Annotated in this window: 12 protein-coding genes; 3 read left to right on the plus strand and 9 right to left on the minus strand. The window is 73.3% G+C overall.

The window, feature by feature from the left end; translation table 11 throughout:
- Nucleotides 1-138 precede the first annotated feature (138 nt).
- Nucleotides 139-2,040: a zinc-ribbon domain-containing protein gene (locus WME75_RS42930; RefSeq protein WP_437483375.1), complete on the plus strand. Its 1,902-nt coding sequence runs from the start codon at nucleotides 139-141 to the stop codon at nucleotides 2,038-2,040.
- Between the two features lie 66 nt (nucleotides 2,041-2,106).
- Here WME75_RS42930 and WME75_RS42935 read toward each other — a convergent pair whose 3' ends face one another.
- Both WME75_RS42935 and WME75_RS42940 read right to left on the minus strand, forming a co-directional pair.
- On the minus strand, nucleotides 2,107-3,837 hold the full coding sequence (locus WME75_RS42935; protein WP_437483378.1) for a DUF3344 domain-containing protein: 1,731 nt from the start codon (nucleotides 3,835-3,837) through the stop codon (nucleotides 2,107-2,109).
- Nucleotides 3,834-5,654, minus strand: coding sequence for an OmpA family protein (locus tag WME75_RS42940; protein ID WP_437483381.1), 1,821 nt, complete (start codon nucleotides 5,652-5,654; stop codon nucleotides 3,834-3,836). Before WME75_RS42940 ends, WME75_RS42935 begins: the two co-directional genes overlap by 4 nt.
- A 681-nt stretch (nucleotides 5,655-6,335) precedes the next feature.
- Between WME75_RS42940 and WME75_RS42945 the strand changes: the two genes are divergently transcribed.
- Both WME75_RS42945 and WME75_RS42950 read left to right on the plus strand, forming a co-directional pair.
- Nucleotides 6,336-6,884 carry an HD domain-containing protein gene (locus WME75_RS42945; RefSeq protein WP_437483384.1) on the plus strand — a complete coding sequence of 183 codons (549 nt, stop codon included), beginning with the start codon at nucleotides 6,336-6,338 and terminating at the stop codon, nucleotides 6,882-6,884.
- Between the two features lie 424 nt (nucleotides 6,885-7,308).
- Complete coding sequence (locus WME75_RS42950) at nucleotides 7,309-7,695, plus strand: SPW repeat domain-containing protein (protein ID WP_437483387.1); 387 nt, start codon at nucleotides 7,309-7,311, stop codon at nucleotides 7,693-7,695.
- 16 nt (nucleotides 7,696-7,711) lie between these two features.
- Here the strand turns inward: WME75_RS42950 and WME75_RS42955 are convergent, their stop codons facing one another.
- The 7 genes from WME75_RS42955 to WME75_RS42985 all read right to left on the minus strand — a co-directional run bounded on the left by WME75_RS42955 (nucleotide 7,712) and on the right by WME75_RS42985 (nucleotide 14,602).
- Nucleotides 7,712-8,917 carry an exo-beta-N-acetylmuramidase NamZ family protein gene (locus tag WME75_RS42955; RefSeq protein ID WP_437483390.1) on the minus strand — a complete coding sequence of 402 codons (1,206 nt, stop codon included), beginning with the start codon at nucleotides 8,915-8,917 and terminating at the stop codon, nucleotides 7,712-7,714.
- Nucleotides 8,918-8,991: 74 nt separating this feature from the next.
- Nucleotides 8,992-10,449, minus strand: a complete 1,458-nt coding sequence (locus tag WME75_RS42960; protein WP_437483393.1) for a trypsin-like peptidase domain-containing protein — start codon at nucleotides 10,447-10,449, stop codon at nucleotides 8,992-8,994.
- Nucleotides 10,450-10,578: 129 nt separating this feature from the next.
- Nucleotides 10,579-11,568, minus strand: coding sequence for a tRNA pseudouridine(38-40) synthase TruA (truA, locus tag WME75_RS42965; RefSeq protein WP_437483396.1), 990 nt, complete (start codon nucleotides 11,566-11,568; stop codon nucleotides 10,579-10,581).
- A gap of 20 nt (nucleotides 11,569-11,588) precedes the next feature.
- Nucleotides 11,589-12,002, minus strand: coding sequence for a hypothetical protein (locus tag WME75_RS42970; protein WP_437483399.1), 414 nt, complete (start codon nucleotides 12,000-12,002; stop codon nucleotides 11,589-11,591).
- Nucleotides 12,003-12,012: 10 nt separating this feature from the next.
- The gene (locus tag WME75_RS42975; protein WP_437483401.1) at nucleotides 12,013-12,555 is read right to left on the minus strand and encodes an AgmX/PglI C-terminal domain-containing protein; all 543 of its coding nucleotides are present in this window, start codon (nucleotides 12,553-12,555) and stop codon (nucleotides 12,013-12,015) included.
- 336 nt (nucleotides 12,556-12,891) lie between these two features.
- Entirely contained in the window at nucleotides 12,892-13,437 is a 546-nt protein-coding gene (gene rsmD, locus WME75_RS42980) for a 16S rRNA (guanine(966)-N(2))-methyltransferase RsmD (RefSeq protein WP_437483404.1), read from the minus strand.
- Between the two features lie 49 nt (nucleotides 13,438-13,486).
- Nucleotides 13,487-14,602: a PEGA domain-containing protein gene (locus tag WME75_RS42985; protein ID WP_437483407.1), complete on the minus strand. Its 1,116-nt coding sequence runs from the start codon at nucleotides 14,600-14,602 to the stop codon at nucleotides 13,487-13,489.
- Between the last annotated feature and the right edge of the window lie 54 nt (nucleotides 14,603-14,656).

Consider the following 14,656-nt stretch of genomic DNA (forward strand, 5'->3'; position numbering starts at 1 on the left):
ATCACAAAAAAAGCCGGCTCCTTGATCGGTCTCGCGCGCTCCCGCTATCCTCCGTCAACCGACCGTCCCGCGTGATTGTGCGCGTGTGTGGTCGTTGAACCCATGCCCGCACGCCGGAACGGGAAGGGCGACAGTCGCATGAAGATTACGTGTGAGTCCTGCCAGGCCAAGTACACGATTGCCGACGAGAAAGTCGTCGGCAAGACGGTCAAGATCAAATGCAAGAAATGCAACCACGCGATGGTCGTCCACGGCGCGAATGAGGCGGCCTCGGCCCCGTCGCAGGACGCGACCGTGGGGCAGCAGGGCGACCTCTCGGAGGACGCCGACGCGAAGCTCGACGCCGGCGGCCCGCCCTCGTCGGCGGCGCCCGACGCGTGGACCGTCAACGTCGCCGAGGGCGACGAGCGGACCATGACGACCGCCCAGCTCGTGACCGAGTACGCCCGCGGAGCGCTCAGCAACGAGACCTACGTCTGGAAAGAGGGGATGACCGACTGGCTGCCGCTCGCCAGCGTCCCCGAGCTCAAGGAGCAATTTTCCACCCCGGCGGATGCGGCGTCGGCCACGGCGGCCGCTGCAGCGGCTCCAGCGGTCGCGATGCCTGCTGCTGCCGCGGTGCCCGTGCCTGCCGCGGTGCCCGTGCCTGCCGCGGTGCCCGCGCCTGCCGCGGTGCCCGCGCCTGCCGCGGTGCCTGCGGCCGCCGCGGCGCCCGCGCCTGCCGCGGTGCCCGCGCCTGCACCGGCAGCGGCGCCGATCCCCGTGGCTCCGGCGCCGGCCGGGCTCAGGTTCGGCCCCGAGGGGACCGTGGTGATGAAGGACTCGAAGCGCGCGCTGAACCAGCTCGGTATCGTACCGTCGGCTGCAGCATCGGCAGCCCCTGCGCCTGCTCCGGCGCCGGCCGGCGGGGCGGCGGCAGCGCCGGCCGCAGCCGGCGCGGCGGCTCCGGCGGCGCGACGCCCGGGCCGCACGGCCGCGGTCGACGTCTTCAGCGCCGCCGAGCGGGACGCCGAGTCGGCCGCACCTGCCCCGCTGCCCGGCGCCGATCGCCAGGTGGGCGAGCGCAACGAGAATTCCGTCCTCTTCTCGCTCTCGGCGCTCACCGCGACCGAGAACGCGGCCAAGCAGCAGGACGATGACGCCCCGCTGGTCCGGCGTCCCTCGAGCCGCCCCGCGAAGAACAACGGGCGCAGCGGCTACGACGACCTGCTGAACCTCGGCGGCGGCGCGATCGCCTCCGCGCCGATGCTCGCGCCGCCCCCCCTGCTTGCGCCGGTGACGGACTCGCGGCCGCCGCCGTCGATGTCGGTCCCGGCCAAGGCGTCGGTGCCGCCCTCGCCGCTCCTGCCGCTCTCCCCGATCGCGGCGCCGGAGGCCTCGGCGAAGAAGGGCCGCATGGGCCTGATCGCCACCGCGGTCGCCGCGGTCGCGCTGATCGGCGGCGTCGCCTTCTTCTTCATGCAGTCGCCGAAGGAGGACGCGTCCACGACCACGCCGGAGCAGACGAACACCACCCCCGCCGAGGTGCCGAGCCCGGCGGCAACGCCGGCGCCGGCACCGACCGAGACGGCGGCCGCCACGCCGCCCCCCGCCGAGACGGCGGCGCCGGCCGCCGAGGAGCCCGCCGCGGCGGCGCCGACGCCGGATCCGCCGTCGCCCGGCGCGGCCGAGAAGCCGGCGGAGAGGGAGAAGCCGGCGTCTGCGCCCGCCGCTGCGGCGGACAAGCCGGCTGCGCCGAAGCCCGCGGCGGAGCCGGCGCCCTCCGGAGGCGGCGAGTTCAACCGCGGCGCCGCGAGCTCGGCGCTCGGCTCGGCAGCGGGCTCTGCCAAGAGCTGCAAGAAGGCCGGCGGGCCGACGGGCACCGGGAAGGTCAAGGTCACCTTCGCGCCGAGCGGCAATGTCACGTCGGCCGAGGTTCAGGGCGCGCCGTTCGCTGGAACGAGCGTCGGCGGCTGCGTGGCCAGGTTGTTCCGCGGCGCGCGCGTGCCCGCCTTCGGCGGCGGGCCGGTCGCGGTCAGCAAGTCGTTCACCATCAACTGAGCTCGGCCGGAACCCGAGCGCTCTCCGCTCGGTCCGGCTCCCGCTCGCGCCTCCAGCGTCGGACCGCTACGCCCGGCGCCGCCTGCAGAGGAGCCCCGCCAGCGCGAGCCCCGCGAGCCAGCCGGCGCTCCCATCCCGGCCTCGCGGGCTCGTCGCGCAGGCGCCGAGCATGCCGCTCCCGGCAGCATAGAAGTCCTCGGGCTCCACCGCGACCTCGGTCGGCGGCGCGCCGGCGGCGGCGCCGTTGCCGTCCGTCGGGTCGTCGCTGACCGGCGCACCGAGCGCGCCCCCCGCGGCGATCCGCGCCTGGTTCTTGATGGCGTCCGGCGCGTCCGTGTCGACCGTGACCTCGAAGCGCACCGAGACGCTCCCGTCGACAGGGATGCTGCCGCCCTGCGCGCCGTCCGCCCCCTCGCCCAGCCGGAACGTGACGGTCCGCGTCTGCGGATCGTACTCGCCGAGGTCGTCTCCCGGACTGTCCGTCTGGGGACCGGCGTTCGGCCCGTCGACGATCGAGAGCGAGCCCGGGACGAACGTCACACCGGGAGGCAGCGCGTCGGTCAGCACCGCACCCACGGCGTCGTCATTGCCGGTGTTCGACGCCGTGATGACGTATTCGATGGCGTCGCCGCGGTAGGTCGGCGGCCCGCCGATGTCCCTCGCCACCTTGCTCGACTTGCTGAAGTCGGGCCCGAAGTTGGAGATCGACGTCACCCACCCCGCGAGGAAATAGAGCTCCTGGCTGCTCGTGGCGACGAGCGTCGCCCGGTTGTTCCCCGGCTTGAGCTTCGCGCTCACATCCACGATGTCGATGTCGACCCCCGACATGCTCTGAGGCGTGCCCGCGATCCTCGGGAGATCACCCTCCACCGACACCGGCTCTCCGAGGGCCGATCGGGTGCTGTTGAAGAAGTTGTCCGCGGGGTTCAGGGCGTCGCTCAGCGCCTCGGCCGCGTCGGGCTTGCCGGGGTTCTGGGGGTTGAAGAACACGCTGTCGCCCGAGTTCGTGTTGTCGCCCTCGAACGCGACGATGCCGAGCTTCGCGGTGAAGCCGGCGTCAGGCACCTTGAAGCCCGAGAGCTCGACCCGCTGCGAGTTCCCCTCGGAGACCCGGTCGAGCCCGTCGAACAGCGCGAGGTTGCGCATCGGTGATCTCGGCGCCTCGTAGAACACCACCATCCACCACGCCACGAAGACCACATCGTCGTCGCTGTTCCTGACGTCGACGACGTCCACGCCGCCCACCCGGTAAGCCCCCGCGCCGCTCTCCTTCACGATCGAGGTGATGTCGGCGACCGACTGGTAGTTGTGCGACTCGTTGGGCTTCCCCTCGTTGATCACCGTCTCGACCGAGTCGATCGAGGTGACCGTGCCGTCGAAGCCGCCCGCGTGGTGGAGCTCGACGTCGGGATCCGCGCCGGCGCTGTTGCGCGCGGCCCAGTACAGGAACGCGTGCGTCACCGTCGCTCCCTCGGGCAGCGTCAGCACCGCGGTCGTGCGCGCCATCTCCGGGGCGACGTCGAGGTTCGCCTCCGCCCTGCCGTCCGCGGGCGAGTCGGACCGCCAGAAGAGATCAGGCCCCGATTCGACGATCGATGTGCCGCAGTCGCCGACCGTGCCCTCCTTGGGCCTCGGCGTCGAAGAGCGGCACTCCTGGCCGATCGAGCTCCCGATGAGGGCGAAGTCGCCCTGCTGATCGACCTGTATGCGCAGCTTGGGCTCGGCCGTCGCGCTGGCGGTCGTGAGGCCAATCAGCGTGAGAGACGCGAGCCCGGTGACGCCTAACTGCTTTCTCATCGATCCTCTCCGGTTTCGACCTGCGGCTTGTACGCGGCCTTCTTGATGATGTTGAACTGGACACGGCGGTTCCGCTGCCGCCCCGCCTCCGTCGCGTTGTTGTCGAGGGGCTGCTCCCGGCCGTAGCCCTGGGCCGTCAGCCGCGTCGAGTCGATGCCGCGGCGGACCAGCGCCGCCATGACGGAGTTGGCGCGGTTCTGCGACAGGGCCTTGTTGTGCCCGTCGGTGCCCCGATCGTCGGTGTGGCCCTGGATCTCGATGAGCACGATCTCCGGGTGCTCCTCCAGCACCTGCGCGACCTCGTCGAGCAGCGGATCGCTCACCGGCTTAATGGTGGCCCTGTTCGTGTCGAACTGCACCTGCTGGAGGATCACGACGTTCTTGTCCGTCACCCGCACCGCCTTCGGGCAGCCGTGCTTCTCGGGGTCCGGATCCGCGAAGCCCTTCTCCCTCGGGCAGGCGTCGTCGTCGTCGCGGAACAGGTCGCCGTCCGTATCGCGCGGGCAGCCGTTCTTCGCCGGGTCCTTCGAGCGGAACCCCTTCACCTCGGGGCAGGCGTCCTCGCTGTCGGGCACGCCGTCCTCGTCCCGGTCCGGCGGGCAGCCGTTCTTGCGCGGATCGTCGCTGGGGACGCCGGGCACGAGCGGGCACGCGTCGTCGGCGTCGGCGATGCCGTCGTCGTCGCGGTCCGGCGGCGGCGGGCAGCCGTTCTTGCGCGGATCGTCGCTGGGGACGCCGGGCACGAGCGGGCACGCGTCGTCGGCGTCGACGATGCCGTCCTTGTCGCGGTCCGGCGGCGGCGGGCAGCCGTGCTTGCGCGGGTCGTCGCTGCGCGCGCCCGGCACCTTCGGGCAGGCGTCCTCCGGATCGGAAACGCCGTCCCTGTCCGTGTCCGGCGGCTGCTCCGGCGTGAAGGCGGCCATGGCGACGAAGCGCAGGTCGGGCGTCCCGATCCCCGAGGTGAGCCCCGGCCCGACGCCGATGCCGGCCTCCAGGAACGGGAGGAATCGATACCGCGCGTCGAGGAGGAGCTCCGCGTTGATCGAGCGATCGCTGATGTCCTCGAGCACCATCGCGGTGCTGAGCTCCGGCCCCACCTGGAGCCGGCCGTCGGCGGCGAGGAACCCGACGCCGCCGCCCAGGGTGAGCATCGTCCCCTGCGCCACGCCGCCGAACGACTGGGAGCGCCGGATCTCGGTGCCCAGCGAGGTCGACCAGACAAGCCGCTCCAGGCGGCCGCCGGCGACGACGTAAGGCATCGCGCGGACGCTCCCGTCGCTCACGAACGAGTCGTCCGCGCCGGTGGGCAGCCAGAGGTAGGCGCCGACCGCGAGCTGGAGCGGGTCGTGGTACGTGCCATAGACCTGCACGCGCGCGCCGAGCCGCAGGTCGCCGAGCTCCGCGCCGCTCGGGGACGCGAACTCGCGGCCGCCGCCGTTCGGGCTCTCTCCCGACTGGAGCGCGGTGAGCGGCGCGTCGAGGTCGAAGCTCACCTTGTTCCAGAGCGGGAGCGACGCGTTGAGCCGGAACGTGAGCTGATCGCTGACGACCGCGCCGATCTCGGCGCCGTCGCGCTCGCGCCGCAGGACGAGCGGATTGCTCGCGTAATCGGCCAGCAGCATCACGTGGGGCGTCAGGTGGCCTGGCGCGAACGGCGACGGTACGCTGAACATGCGGTCCCCGGCGGGCGCCGGGACGAAGCGGCTCAGGGCCATGCCCTCGGGCTTGACGGGCGCGTCCTGCGCGCGGGCGAGCGCGGGCGCGGCGGCGAGGGCGGCCAGCGCGACCGCCAGCGAGCAGAAAGACCGAGATCTCATGAGGTGGCACCCTGCGTCGGCGGGTTTCGCATGACGAGTCAAGCCGCTGTCACGGACCAGTATACCGGCCGGCAACTGCGGAGTCTTGGGCAACGAGCGACGTGGTCTACATCTTCGTAGGACTTGCGCGCACCTCCCCGGACCCTCTGAACGAGCGAGACGCGGCCGCGCGGGGAGGGGCAAGGAGGCGGCTCCGCTCGCAGGCACGACCCGATGCTACGTCATGCGGTCCGCCACCGGAAGCGCCGGGCGACGCCCGCCGCCAGGCGCGCGGCCCCCGGCGGCAGGGCCGGCGCGACATCCGCAGAGCAGGTATGTCTCTCCGTTCACGAACGCCCCTGTCTACACAGCAAGACAAGACACGATGGCGGAGCGGCTCACGCGGGTCGAAGAGCCGATGTCGCGCGCCGCGGGGCCCGAGGCGCCGACCACAGATTCAATGCGGGGTGGAAATTTGCACCACGATCGCCTCGCCGCGGCGGCCTCGCTGCGGCCGAGCGCCCTCGGCGCCCGCGGGGCCGCTTGTCGACGGTGCATCCGGGCGCTGGACGCGCTCAGCGCCGCGCCGTCTGGGCGGGCGGCGCGCGGTCCGGTAGGGACGGATTTTCGCCGGTGGTGGCGGCTCGCGTTCGAGTGCCTGCGCTCCGGACGCCGAACGGCTATGGTGGGCGAGACATCGCGATGGGCATCCTCCTCAAGCGCGCGCTCGACCAGGCGGCGGTCTGGCACCGAGCACAGAAGCGCAAGTATCCGAACGCCGACGTCCCCTACATCAGCCACCTCGCCGGGGTCGCGGTCCTGCTCGCGCGCCACGGCTTCGACGACGAGGTGGTCGCGGCCGGCGCGCTGCACGACGCCGTGGAGGACCAGGGCGTCACGTTCGACGAGCTGGTCCAGCACTTCGGCGAGCGCGTCGCCACGCTCGTCCGCCACGTGACCGAGCAGGACAGGTCGCTTCCCTGGGAGGACAGGAAGCGGCTCTATCTCAAGGCGTTCCCCGGAAAGCCCTGGGAAGCACAGGCGATCACGCTGGCGGACAAGATAGACAACCTCCAGTCCATCATCGTCTGCTCGCGCGAGCACGGCGATCCGTGGCCGATGTTCAAGCGCGGCAGGGAGGTGCAGGTCGCCAGGTTCGAGGAGCTGCGCGCGATGGGCCGAGCGCTGGCGCCGCACCCTCTCGTCGACGAGTACGAGGCCGTGCTCGACGAGCTCCTGTCGACGAGCTGAGCGCCCGCGCCCCGGAGCGCGACGCGCGCAGGCCGCCGCGCAGGGCCCGCCCGTGGGGCGGGAGGTCGGTTCACGGCCAGGAGATCCTGAAGATCGAGACCTCGGAGACAGGGTGTGTCTCGAACGTGAACGAGGTGGCGACTCCGGCGTCGCCGCCCCCCTGCCAGAGCGCATCGTGGACGGTGAGGAGAGCCGCGCCAGCACCGTCAAGCTCCGCCGGGCCCTGTCCCGATTCGAGCGCGCGCGCCCCATGCGCTCGCTTCAGGTGAGCACGACAAGCACTCTCCCGCCCGTCCCGGACGAGCCATGACCGCCCTGCTCTCCGGGGCGCGCGGCGCCCCGACGCGGGCTGCGCGCGCGCTGACAGCCGCTCACCGGCACATGCGATGCACGGTCGTGCGGAGAGCTCTCCAGGGAGGGACCGATGAAGCTGCTGTCTCCGCGACTCCATGGGTACGTCGATTATGCGGTCGTCGTCCTGCTCGCGTTCGCGCCGCTCGCGCTCCGCTTCGGGCCGGTGCCGACGGCGGTCTCTTCTGTCGCCGCCCTGACGCACCTCGTCCTGACGCTGCTGTCCGACCAGCCGCTCGGCGCCACCAGGAAGATCCCGTTTCCGGTGCACGGAGCGCTGGAATCCTTCCTCGGCGTCGGTCTCGTCGCCTCTCCCTGGCTGTTCGGCTTCTCCGCCGAGGGCCCGGCGCGGATCTTCTCCGTGATCACCGGGCTCGCGCTGTTGCTCGTCGTCCTCGCGACGAGGTACACGGCCGGCATCCTCTCCCGGCCGGAGCCCTACGACCGCTACGATCGCTGAGCCGCGCGGGCGGCGCTCAGCCGGCGGCGGCCCGCGCCGCCTGCGCCTCGCGCATCACCTCGGACCAGGCCGGATCCGGGCGCGACACCTCCAGGGCGATCGCCAGCGGATCCTCGCCGGCCTCGATGGCGAGGCGCGCCGCAGCAGAGCCGGTGAGCAGATCGAAGGCCGGGATCGTGTCGACGTACTCGTAACGCTCGGTGCGGAAACGGAACGCCTCGGGCTGCTGCCTGAAGGCAAACGCGGTGAGCGCGAGGTACGTGGCGACCGGACGGAAGGTGCGCGGGTCGGTGACGTGGACCTGGACGCCGCCGCAGGTCTTGCCAGCGTGCTTCTGGAAGGTGGGCCGGAAGGTGAGCGGCCGCGCGATGAACCCGAGCAGCCCCGTGGACGCGAGGCGCGCGGCGAGATCGCGGCCGTCGAGCCAGGGGGCGCCGACGATCTCGAAGGGGCGCGTCGTGCCGCGGCCCTCCGACAGGTTCGTCCCCTCGATGAGGCAGCCGCCCGGGTAGACGAGCGCGGTGTCGGTCGCCGGCATGTTGGGCGAGGGGAGGACGAACGGACGGTCCCACTCGGCGGCGAGCCCCTCGCGGCGATGCTCCTCGACCGCCACGACGTGCAGGCCACAGGCGACGTCGCCGAGCGGGATGCCCTCGCGCCGCGCGAAGAGCGCGACAAGCTCGCCCACCGTGAGCGAATGGCGGATCGGTACGGGCTCGAGGCCCACGAACGAGAGGAATCCAGGCGCCTGCGTCGCGCCCTCGACGCTCTCCAGCGCGCAGCCGATGGGGTTCGGCCGGTCGAGCAGCACGACGTGCACGCCCGCGGCGTGGGCCGCCCGCAGCGCGAGCAGCGCCGTCCAGACGAACGTGTAATAGCGCGCGCCGACGTCGGCGAGATCGATGAGGAGCAGGTCGATCTCCGCGAGATCCGCCGCGGAAGGCGAGAGATCCTCGAAGCGATCGCCGTACAGGCTGACGATGCGCGCGCCGGAGCGCGCGTCGACGGCGCTCGTCACCGACGCCATGTCCTGCGCCTCGCCGCCATAGCCGTGCTCCGGGCCGAAGAAGAGGCGCGGGCGCACGCCGAGGCGCTCGAGGACGAACGCGATGTGGGTGAGGTCGCGATCGACGCTCGCCGGGTGCGCAAGGACCCCCAGGCGAGCCGATCGGATGCGCTGGAGCTGCGAGAGATCCGGGAGACGGTCGAGTCCGATGTGCACGGTACCCTGACTACCAAGGCGAGCGCGGGCAGTCCATTTGTCCGCGTCGGATTTTCCGGGGGCGCCGGGGCAGGTCAGCGCTTGAGGGCGGTGTAGAACGCGGCGCCCCGGCGCTGGACCCGGACGAGGAGCTCGCCGTCGCGCGCGGCCTCCTCGACCTCGGCGGCGGTCGGCGCGCGGCGGCTGTCGGCCTCCAGGATCACGTCGCCCGGGCGGAGGCCGGCGCGCTCGGCGGGCGAGTCGTTCGCCACGATGGCCACGCGCGCGAGCGCTCGGCCCTCGCCGCGCTCGCCGCGCTCGCCGCGCGAGGCCGGTACGTCGTGCAGCGTGAGGCCGAGGTCCGGGTGCGGGGCGGGCGCGCGCTGCACCGGGAGCGCCGGCGGCGCCGGCTCGTTCCGCGGGGCGAGCGTCACCCGGGTCTGGTATCGCTGGCCGCCGCGCACGACCTCGACCGGCAGCGTCTCGCCGACGTTGTGGTGGAAGAGCTCGCGGATGACGTCCTGCGCGTCGCGCGTCGGCCTGGCCGCGATCGACGTGATCACGTCGCCCGGCTGGAGGTTCGACCTGGCGGCTGGGCCGCTCGGGTTGACGGCGTTGACGAGCGCGCCGGCCCGGGGCGGGCTCGGCATCACCGCCGCGAGCTGGGGCGTGAGGTCCTGCAGCCCGACGCCGATCCAGGCGCGCTCGACGCGGCCGTGCCGGAGCAGCTGCTCGGCCACGCGCCGGGCCATGCTCGCCGGCACCGCCAGCCCGATGCCCTGCCCCCGGCTCACCACCATCGTGTTGATGCCGAGCACGCGGCCGTCGAGGTCGACGAGCGGTCCGCCCGAGTTGCCGGGGTTGATGCTCGCGTCGGTCTGGAGGTAGTCCTCCACGTCGTTCACGCCGACGCCGCCCCGCCCCTTGGCGCTGAGCACGCCGGTGGTGACCGTGTGGCCGAGGCCGAAGGGGGAACCGATCGCGACCACCCAGGCGCCGACGCGCGCGGCGTCGCTGTCGGCGAACGTCGCGGTGGGGAGGGCCTTCGCGTCGATGCGGAGCACGGCGAGATCGGTCGCGGGATCGCGGCCTGCCACGCGGCCGGCGAACATGCGGCCGTCGCGGAGCCGGACGGTGATCGCGCGGGCCCCGTCGATGACGTGGTTGTTCGTGAGGATGCCGCCGTCCGGGGAGAAGAGGACGCCCGAGCCGAGCCCGCGCCGCTGGCCGCCGTCGCGGAACCAGCGCAGCGGCGAGGAGACGTCCTCGCCGACGGCGACCTCGATCTGGACGACCGCGGGACCGACCTTGTCGACGACATCGGCGAAGGCCTCGCCGAGGCGGCGCAGATCAGCCGCGCCGGCGGCCGCGGCGGCGCTGGAGGCGGCGGCGCGGGACGGCGCGGGCGAGGGCGCCGCCTGCGGCGGGGCCGAGGGCGCCCTGAGGGGGGGCGCCGCCGCCGGCGCTGCGGACGGCTGGGCGCCCGCGAGCGACGGGAGCCCAAGGGCAGGGATGAGCAGGGCGAGGGATGCAGTCAGCCGACGCGAGTTCATGCTTCCTCCAGCGCGTTGGGAGAGGTCCTGTCCGCGGTCCGCGGAGCGGGGTGCCCGGCAGCGAGGCAAGAGAGGTAAGACGGGAAGCGCTCGCGAGCGCAACCTTCTGGCGCGCGGAAAGCGCGCGAATCACCGATCGGGCAGAAGGGGCGCTCCCGCCCCGGGTCGCACGCTCGCCTCGTCCCCGGCATCCGCCCCGGGCCGCGCGCTCGCCTCGCCCCCGGCGTCCGTCTCGGCGCCCGGCTCCGCGGGGGCGGCGTCGCCCGTGGGTGGAGTGTCCTCCGGCGCGGCGTCGCCCTCCGAGGACCCGCCCGACGGGCCCGTCGGCCAGGGATCCTGGCCGTTGTCGCGCAGGTGGATGTGCTCCAGGTACAGCCCGTCCGGCGGCGCCGTGATCCCGGCGTCGCGCCGGTCGAGCGACGCGAGCGCGCGGGCGATCGCGCCGGGGGCGAGGTAGCCGCGCGCCACGTCCATCAAGGTGCCGACAAGGATGCGCACCATGTTGTGCAGAAACGCGTTCCCCTCGACGTCGATCCGGACGAGGCGCGGGTCCGCAGGGTCGAGCGACAGCTCGAGGCCGTACAGCGTGCGCACCGTGCTCGTCCGCTCGTCCGCGCTCGTCCGGAACGCCGCGAAGTCGTGGGTGCCCTTCGCGGCGGGCGTCTCGGCGCGCGCCCGCTCGATCGCGTCGTCGGTGAGACCCTCGACCCGCCAGGCGCGGCGGATGAGGAACGGATCGCGGACAAGATCCCGGAGGACCAGGTAGCGGTAGCGCTTGCGGAGGCTCTCGAAGCGGGGCGAGTACCCGACGCGCACGACGGCGGCGCGCCGGATCACGATCTCGTCCGGGAGGTGGCGCGCGGTCGCGAGGACCCAGCCGCGCGGCGGCAGCGGCGCCGCCGTGTCGAAGGCGACGCGCTGGTCGCGCGCGTGGACGCCCGCGTCGGTGCGGCTCGCGCCGCGGATCTCGCGGATGGCCGGGTCGATGGCGCGCAGCGCGCCGAGCAGCTCGCCCGAGACCGTGCGCTGGTCGCGCTGACGGGCGAAGCCCGCGAACGGGCGCCCGTCATAGGCGACCGAGAGCAGGATCCCCCGACTGGAAGCGGCACTCCTCGCCACGGTGGATGGATGCGCGCGGCCTAGCCGCCGCTCCCCCCGCCGCCGTCCGAGCCGCCGTTGCCCCCGGAGCCGCCGTTGCCCCCGGAGCCGCCGTTGCCCCCGGAGCCGCCGTTGCCCCCGGAGCCGCCGTTGCCCCCGGAGCTGCTCGCCGACGTCGTGCTGGCCGAGGAGGTCAGGGACGCATACCCCCTGGCGCACTCCGGGTTGACCATGCCCTCTGCGTTCTTGCAGCACTCCGCGGGGTCCGCCTGCGCGCCGTTCACCATGCAGTACGGGAGCCGATGGCACCCATCCGGGTCGTCCACGATTCCCTGCTCGCTGTTGAGGTTGTCGGTGCAGGTCGGGGTGGTGCCTTCCTCGACACGGCACGCGGCGCTCGACAGCGCGAGCGCGAGGAGGAGCAAGCTGGCCATCCGGAGGGGGAGCATTCGCATCGGCGGCTTCCTATTGCTTGATGGTGAAGTTGATCGGAACGTTCACCACGACGCATCCGCTCTGCGGCGGAGGCAGTGATTTGCCGCGGAAACGTCCAAGGACGCAAGACGCAATCTCGCCCGAACCCACGGTATCGTTGAGAATCGAGGCGCTGCACACCGCGCCCGTCGAGGCGACCTGCACGCTCACCGTCAGCTTGCCGGAGACCTCCGAGGTGCGCAGTGCGCGGTTATAACAACCCTGCGCCGAGCGGGCGAGCCCGAGGACGGCGGAGTCGAGCGCGGGCGAGCTGGCGCCGTCGCCGCACTTGCCCGAGCAAGGCGACTTGCCGGTCGTGGCCGGGCCCTGCCCCGACGCGACCTTGCCAGCGTCCACGCCGGCATCCTCGACCTCGTCGACGGGCGGCGGCGGGGGGGGCGCGAAGAGCGGCGGCGGATCGGCGGACTTCGTCTCGGTGCGGGCAGCGGCGGTGGGCGCCGCGGGCGGCGCGTCCGGCTCCGGGCGCAGCTTCCAGTAGAGCAGGCCCGCCATGAGCGCGGCAAGGACGACCATTCCTGCGATGTAAGGCCCAGAATTACCGGATTTGCCCGGGATCTGCTGGGACGACGGGGGCATCGATGCGGACACGTTGAGAAGTCCTCCCGGAGAGGCGCGCGGGGGCCGGCCGCTTCGGCGGGGCCATCGTGCGCCGGAGCCGAGACGCGGGCGCGTCCGGCGGGGCGAGTCTACAAGGGCGGGCAGGGAAGCGCGCCAGGAAACTGGATGCGCCCCGGATGAACATGTTGGGTCCGCGCGGACGGCGGCTCGGCGCGCAGGCGGGGTATCCGGTGCGCGCAGCGGGCTGCCCGGCGCGCGCGGCTCGGCGCGTGTCGAGCGCGCGGAGGCTGCTCAGCGCGTGTAGAACGACACCGCGGTGTCACCGTAGGTGCGGAGCGCAGCGCAGGTGAGCCCGGCGATCTCCGGGGAAGGATCGCGGCGCGCGTGCTCGAGGACGAGGCGCCCGGTCGGGGCGAGCAGGCCGAGCGGGCCGGCGAGGCGCGCGGCCGCGGCGGCGGCCTGGGTCAGGGCGGCGTAGGGCGGATCGAGCAGCGCGAGATCGAAGGGGCCTTCGTCGCGGAGCAGATCGAGCGCGCGCTCGACCGGGAGCGGGACGACGCGCGTCGCCTCGGCGAGGCTGAGCGCGGCGAGGTTCTCGCGGAGCGTGGCGAGCGCAGGCCGGCCGCTCTCGACGAAGACCGCGCGCCGCGCGCCGCGCGAGAGCGCCTCGATGCCGAGCGCGCCGGTGCCGGCGTACAGGTCGCAGACGAGCGCGCCGGTGACGTCGCCGAGCGAGGAGAAGAGCGCCTCACGCACGCGATCCGCGGTCGGCCGCGTGCCCTCGCCGCGCGGCGCGGCGAGCCTCCGCCCCCCGAGCCGGCCGGCGATCACCCGCATGATCGTCGCCCCTGGACGCGCTCCTGGCGAGCGGAACGAAGGGCGGGGCTCACCAGCGGTACGTCACGTCGAGGCCGCCCGCGTCGAGGCCGACGCTGGGCTGCACGGTCCAGCCGGTGCGCTCCCCGCTCCGGCTGTCGCTCGTCACGAGCAGGTAGGCGCCGAGGCCCGCGGAGACCACCGCCAGCGGGTAGAAGACGTACTGGAGCCCCATGAACGTGTCCGTCCTCTCGCAGAGCCGGATGCCCGCGTCGGCCGTCCTCGCGTCGGCGGTGATGTCGCCCCGGATGGCCTCGCGCTGCGCGGGCGCGCAGACGTCCTCGACCCCGGTGAGGAACAGCCCTCGGTAGGCCGTGTACCGCGGGTCGCTCTGGATGCTCGCGACCTGGACCGAGCTGATGACGGCGACGGTGCCGAACACCGCCCCCGCGCCGAGGCCGATGAACCCGCCCACCCGCTTCCAGTTGGACTGCGACGGCTCGGCGGGCATCTGGCTGAGCGCGACGTCCGTCGTGGCCACGGGCAGGACCACGACCGACGCCTCGGAGTCGAGGAAGCCGGACGACTTGACGCGCACCCTGTGCGGCCCGGCCGTGACCGTGAAGGTCGCCTCGCCGTTCTGCACGTTGCCGACCGGTTTCCCGTCGATGAGCACGCTCGCCTGCGCGGCGCCCGTCCTCACGCGGAGCGAGCCCTCCGGCGGCCCGCCGGTCAGCGCCGCGATCGCGTCCGCCGCGATCTTGCGGAGCGGCTCGTCGTTGGCCTCGGTGAGGTTCGCGCTGTGCTTCACCGGGACGCTCGTGGCCGGCTTCCCGCGGGTCCAGAGGTGCAGGGCGCCCTCCACGTCGGTGTCGCTCTTGCGGAGCACGCCCCAGAGATAGCGGTCGCTCTTGATCTGGTCGGCGATGCGCGCCTGGCAGCCCGCGTCGGGCACATCTTCGCACTGCAGCGAGAGCGTCAGGACCTCCAGCGAGAAATCCCCCTCGCCGACCGACCACCCCGGGGTCTCCTTGACGGCGGAGCGGAGCGCCTGGGTCAGCGCGCCTGCCTGGTCGTACGCGTCGTCGGTCCGGAGGGCGACGACGGTGATCGGCAGGGCGGCGGGCGACGGCTCCGCCGCCCGGGCGGCCTCGCTGCAGGCGAGGCACGCGGAGAGGGCCAGCATGGCAGCGAGGCCGGTTCTCTGTGCGCGCGTCATCATGCGGTCCTGGGCTCCACG

This window comes from Sorangium sp. So ce1014 (assembly GCF_051521505.1).
In the GTDB taxonomy this organism is placed as follows: domain Bacteria; phylum Myxococcota_A; class Polyangia; order Polyangiales; family Polyangiaceae; genus Sorangium.